Below are 4,644 nucleotides of genomic sequence, written 5' to 3'. Positions count from 1 at the left end.
GTGGTACAGATAGCCGACCAGGTCGGAGGCGACGCTGGGCCCCAGCGCCATTCGGTCCAGGAAGAGTACGCCGTACATGCGCGGCATGTTGCCCGGCATGATACCCAGCGAGAAGCCCGTGAGCCGGATAACGTCGAGCACGCCGGTGGCTGCTGCGCCGACCCAGAGGCCCACTGCGAGCCGGTTCTCCAGGCGCTCGAACCCGCCCCTGCCAGCCGCGCATCGCGACGCCCGCCCGCACAACCAGGGACGGGAGCAGCAAGACCCTGGTGAGGAGCGGCATTTGCGGCATCCCGGGCGTGAGAGCCACGACCAGAATGTTGGGGGCTACGGCAGCCGCGCCCAGGGCCAACCCGGTGAGGATGATCTCTGCTGTGCTTCCCGGAGGCGGAGCCTGGGGGGCCGGCTGGCGCCGGCGCGCCCACAGGCTCAAGCCAACCGCCAGCAGGCCCAGAGCTGCAAAGAGCAGATCGATGAAGGGAGTCGTCCGCCCTCATTCGGGGCGGAATTCTGAAGCCGGACCAGCGCCCGGCCCGGTGAGTTTCTGGCCTCGCACCCGAGCAGGACGCTCACCAGTCCTTCGCACGCCGTTCGGGACGCCTTCCGCATACAGCGGCGCTCTGCGGCGCCCCACGGCGGAGCCAGCCAGGCCACCCGGAGGTCCAGACTGAGGGCAAGGGAAAGCGGCATCTCGCCGGTCTACTCCCAGAAGGCGGACGGGTCGATCCGCCAGCACTGTCCAATGGCGTCCAGGACGCGCTCGCGGAGACCCGGCGGGACGGCGCGCCGCTCGCGCTGGCGCCGGAGCACCTCCCGGAAGGCGCGCTCTAGCTCCAGTTTTTTCGGGCACCCGTCACACCCAGCAAGATGCGCTTCGATGCGAGCGGCCACGTGTGGGGGCAACTCGTTGTCGACGTACTCGTCAAGGAGCCTGAGGGCCGACGAGCACGTCAGGGGTTCCGCGGGCGACCCGAAGCTAGGCATGGGCATCGGCCGCGCTACCATTGGCCTGAGTTACGCTCCCCAGGAGGCCACGCGCCCGGGCGTAGCCGATCAGGCGGTTCCTCAGATGCTCGCGGCCACGGGCGAGGCGCGACTTGACGGTGCCCTCGGGGATGCCCAGCACCTGCGCGATCTCCGCGTAGCGCAACTCATCCAGATCGGAGAGAATCACCACCGCACGAAACCTCTCCGGCAGCTCGTCCAGGGCGGCCTGGACCTCCTTGTCCAGCACCTTCCCGAAGACCTCTGCCCCGACCTCAGCCTCCCACGTGGCCGGCTGCTCGCCTAAGTAATCCTCCTGGTATGTTATCCATCGCCGCTCTCGCTGCCGGTGCTTCAGGAACTCGCGATACAGGATCCTCATCAGCCACGCCCGGCAGTTCGTCCCCAGCGCAAAGCGCTCCCACGCGCCGTATGCGCGCAAACACGTCTCTTGCACCAGATCCTGCGCGATCCCCTCATCCGCCGAGAGCTTCAGCGCGAAGTAATACAGCCCGGCCAGGTGCGGGAGCGCCTCGCGCTCGAAACTTTCCCGCCACTCGGCCTCGGTCATCGTCCTTGCCTTTGCCGGTCCGGCACGCCGGGCGCTCCGATCTCCTTCGAGTCCGCTCTGCGCTGCCACCTGCATCATGTCGCCTTATACCCGCGGGGGTATGTAGCCCGGCGAAAAGGGGCGCCGGCACCTCGATCTGCCCCAAGCTTCATGGAATTTGCGACGCCGGCGCCCCGCCGGCTGTCCCAAGCAAAACGAGAGCACCCCGAGATGGTTCCATGTCGCGCGTGGACCCATACCAACGGGGTATGGGCCTGACCCAAGAAAGGGCGTCCGCTCAAGCGCTTCGGGCGAGTCGCACCTGGGGCTGCGGAGCATCACCGGGCGGGGGGGCAGCGGAACCAGGCGGCGGCCTTGCGGCATTATACCCACTAGGGTATGTTGCCCGCAAGTCATCCGGGAGCAAAGTGGTACATGGCAGCACAGCGGGGAGGGCGCATGAGGTTGGTTGAGACAACGGCCTCGAAGAGCAATCGGGCCACGGCAACTGGCCTGGCCGGCTCGTTCCTGGCGCTCCTGTGTTGTGCGGGCGTGGTGCCCGTGCTGGCGGTGGTGACCGGTATTGGTCTGGGCTTCCTGCTGCTGGACGCGGTGCTGATCCCGTTGCTGGGGGTGGCGCTGGCCGTGACGCTCTGGGGGGTGTGGCAGGGCCGCCGCTGTCACGGCCGCGCCGCGCCGCTTGCGCTGGCGGTGGTGGCGAGCGCTGTTACCCTGGGCGGGCTTTTCGTTTGGGTCCCGCTGGCGTTTCTAGGATTCGCCACCGTCTTCGCGGCGGGCGTTTTTAACCTGCTGGCGGTGCGAGCGTGCCGGGTGGGCGCCTCGCTCCCCACGAAGTCGCCGAGGTGAAGGAGGGCGGCTGGGAAGTTCGGACACGCTGGGGCAGGGAGCGGTGATGCCGGTGCGCTACCTGGTGCTCTGCGGCGGTGGCAGCCGTGGCGCGATCGAGGCGGGGTTTGTCCAGGCCCTGTGGGAGCATGGGATCCGTTTCGACGGGATCGTGGGCAGCTCCGTGGGCGCGCTGAATGGCGCCTTCCTGGCGGCAGGCGGGCACCCGGATGAGTTAGCCGCCATCTGGCGGAGCCTTCGCTTCCGGGACGTTTTCCGGTTCAACCGGCGCATTCTGCTCCGCGGGCTGCGGGAGGCCTCCGTCTTCACGCTGGGACGGCGGCTTCGGCGTCTCCTGCGGGATCTGGGGAGCGGGCGTTTCGAGGGCTTGCCGCTCCCGCTTGCCGTGGTGGCCACCGATCTGGCCACGGGTGAGGCTGTCGTCCTGGACCGGGGACCGCTGGAGCCGGCTCTCACAGCCAGCATCGCCATTCCTGGCCTGCTTCCCCCGGTCCATCTGAACGGGCGCTACCTGGTGGACGGGAGCCTTTCGGCGGACCTTCCCCTCGGCCAGGCGATCGAGCGGGGCGCCACCGAGATCTATGCCATGCGCTGCGCTTGCTGCGCGAGCTCGGGCTACGACTTCGGCTCGATCATGGGGATCATTGCCCAGACCTTTGGCATGGCCGTGGATCGCACCCGAGAGAGTTGCGCCAGCCCGCCGGACCACGTCCGCACATACATCTGGTCGGTCGACGCCGACCTGCACGCACACAGCCTGAACTTTTCGGCCACGTCCGAGCTCGTCGCCGCAGCGTATCGGGAGACGGGGAGCCGGCTGGCGGCTCTGGGGTTCCAGACGCCAGGCTCCTGATCTTCGAGTCAAGAGCAACCCATGGACTGGTCGTATTGGACCGCCTACTGGTGGATGCTTCCGCTCGCCGTTCCGATATGCGCGACGGCGTGCGCGGCCGCCGTCGAAGGGGCCACAATGTTTGCGCCCCTCTTCGCGCTGGGATTCCCATTGCTCGGGGTGGCCGCGCTCACCCCCGGTCAGGCCGTCGCGACGGCACTCATTGTCGAGGTCGTCGGCTACTCCAGTGGGCTCCTCGGCCACGCGCGTCAGGGGACGGTCTCGTGGGCCCACGCCCGGGTACTGGCGGCGCTGGCCGTGCCTAGTGCGGCGGGAGCGGCGGTCCTGGCGCACACCATTTCCGGACCCTCGCTTCTCCTCATCATCGCCGCAGCACTGCTCGGCCTCGGCCTCCTGCTTTGGCGTGCCGCACCCGGGGAACCGGGCCAGGTTGATACCGGCGACCCCGCCCAGTTCCCGGCCAGTCTGGGGCTGCTCATTAGAGCGGCGGACGGCCAACTCTATGTCTGCCCGCCGGACCCGAGGCCGGCTGCCACGCGTGGGGTGACGGTAGTGGCCGGTGGCGTGACCGGCCTGGTCGGCATGGGCATCGGCGAGGCGACCAGCAGCCAGCTCATGCTGCGCCTGAAGTGGCCCGCCAGAGTCGCCATCGGCACCGGCGTCGCCGTGGTCCTCCCTGTTGTGGTCACTGCCAGCGCGGTGCAGGCCGCGCTGCTCTCGCGCTCAGGCCTGGGGATCCCGTGGAACCTGGTGCTCTGGGTCGTGCCGGCCGTGCTCCTGGGCGGACAATTCGGATCCCACGTCACCGCCCTCCTCCCCGAGCGCTACCTCAAGCGGGGAGTAGCGCTGCTCTTCGCCCTCCTGGCCGCCACCATAGCGGCATCCACGCTGCGCCAGCTCGCCGGCCCTTAGGGGCCGCCCTCGGCGCGTGACCAGCTCGACCACTTAGGGGTCGACCACCTGGGCAGCCGTTCTCCGCCCACCGGGAACCATTCCCCGGCTTCCCCGCTTAGCTTGATCGCGAGGCGACCGCGGTCCGGGTCGCCTTGTCTACCGGGCTCAAAATACCTGGCTGGGTATCGTGCGCCCGGGAACCTGGGTCGTGGGCCGAAAGGGAGGGGTTATGTCGTACCGCGTGGTTTCATTGCTGCTGGGGATGCTGGTGCTGGGTGCGGGCGGAGCCTGGGCGCAGGTGCTGGGCAAGGGCAACGGGTCGGGAGGGGAGGTCGTCTCCTTCACTGTGTACGGCGGGGGCCTTTCGCCGGCGGAGGATCTCTCGCCGGCGTCGGAGTTCTCGAGCTCGGGCACGGTGGGCGGTGCCGTGACACTCTGGGCGCACCGCTACGTGGGGGTCCGGGGGAGTGTGCTGTACGCGCAGACGGATATCGAC

General features: G+C 68.8%; 7 protein-coding genes. 4 read left to right on the top strand and 3 right to left on the bottom strand.

The genetic code is table 11. The features are described from left to right. From HY703_02795 to HY703_02785, 3 genes are all read right to left on the bottom strand, one after another. On the bottom strand, nucleotides 1-174 hold a 174-nt coding region (locus tag HY703_02795), incomplete at its 3' end, for a hypothetical protein (protein ID MBI4544106.1). A 525-nt stretch (nucleotides 175-699) separates the two neighbouring features. Next, nucleotides 700-984 carry a mycothiol system anti-sigma-R factor gene (locus HY703_02790; protein ID MBI4544105.1) on the bottom strand — a complete coding sequence of 95 codons (285 nt, stop codon included), beginning with the start codon at nucleotides 982-984 and terminating at the stop codon, nucleotides 700-702. Further along, entirely contained in the window at nucleotides 977-1,555 is a 579-nt protein-coding gene (locus tag HY703_02785) for a sigma-70 family RNA polymerase sigma factor (GenBank protein MBI4544104.1), read from the bottom strand. The genes HY703_02790 and HY703_02785 overlap by 8 nt, the downstream gene beginning before the upstream one ends. Nucleotides 1,556-1,993: 438 nt before the next feature. Between HY703_02785 and HY703_02780 the strand changes: the two genes are divergently transcribed. The 4 genes from HY703_02780 to HY703_02765 all read left to right on the top strand — a co-directional run. Continuing rightward, the gene (locus HY703_02780) at nucleotides 1,994-2,401 is read left to right on the top strand and encodes a hypothetical protein (GenBank protein MBI4544103.1); all 408 of its coding nucleotides are present in this window, start codon (nucleotides 1,994-1,996) and stop codon (nucleotides 2,399-2,401) included. 46 nt (nucleotides 2,402-2,447) lie between these two features. After that, nucleotides 2,448-3,254 carry a patatin-like phospholipase family protein gene (locus HY703_02775; GenBank protein MBI4544102.1) on the top strand — a complete coding sequence of 269 codons (807 nt, stop codon included), beginning with the start codon at nucleotides 2,448-2,450 and terminating at the stop codon, nucleotides 3,252-3,254. Between the two features lie 21 nt (nucleotides 3,255-3,275). Beyond that, on the top strand, nucleotides 3,276-4,166 hold the full coding sequence (locus HY703_02770) for a sulfite exporter TauE/SafE family protein (GenBank protein ID MBI4544101.1): 891 nt from the start codon (nucleotides 3,276-3,278) through the stop codon (nucleotides 4,164-4,166). A 211-nt stretch (nucleotides 4,167-4,377) separates the two neighbouring features. Next, on the top strand, nucleotides 4,378-4,644 hold a 267-nt coding region (locus HY703_02765), incomplete at its 3' end, for a hypothetical protein (GenBank protein MBI4544100.1).

This window comes from Gemmatimonadota bacterium, from assembly GCA_016209965.1.
In the GTDB taxonomy this organism is placed as follows: Bacteria; Gemmatimonadota; Gemmatimonadetes; order Longimicrobiales; family RSA9; genus JACQVE01.
The sequence above is the reverse complement of the archived record's forward strand: the minus strand, read 5'-3'. Positions and strand labels throughout refer to the sequence as shown.

Excerpts from the sequence above, each read along its gene's own strand:
- HY703_02785 (MBI4544104.1), bottom strand. The coding sequence starts at position 1,555 with ATGACCGAGGCCGAGTGGCGGGAAAGTTTCGAGCGCGAGGCGCTCCCG.
- HY703_02770 (MBI4544101.1), top strand. The coding sequence starts at position 3,276 with ATGGACTGGTCGTATTGGACCGCCTACTGGTGGATGCTTCCGCTCGCC.
- HY703_02790 (MBI4544105.1), bottom strand. The coding sequence starts at position 984 with ATGCCTAGCTTCGGGTCGCCCGCGGAACCCCTGACGTGCTCGTCGGCC.
- HY703_02780 (MBI4544103.1), top strand. The coding sequence starts at position 1,994 with ATGAGGTTGGTTGAGACAACGGCCTCGAAGAGCAATCGGGCCACGGCA.
- HY703_02775 (MBI4544102.1), top strand. The coding sequence starts at position 2,448 with ATGCCGGTGCGCTACCTGGTGCTCTGCGGCGGTGGCAGCCGTGGCGCG.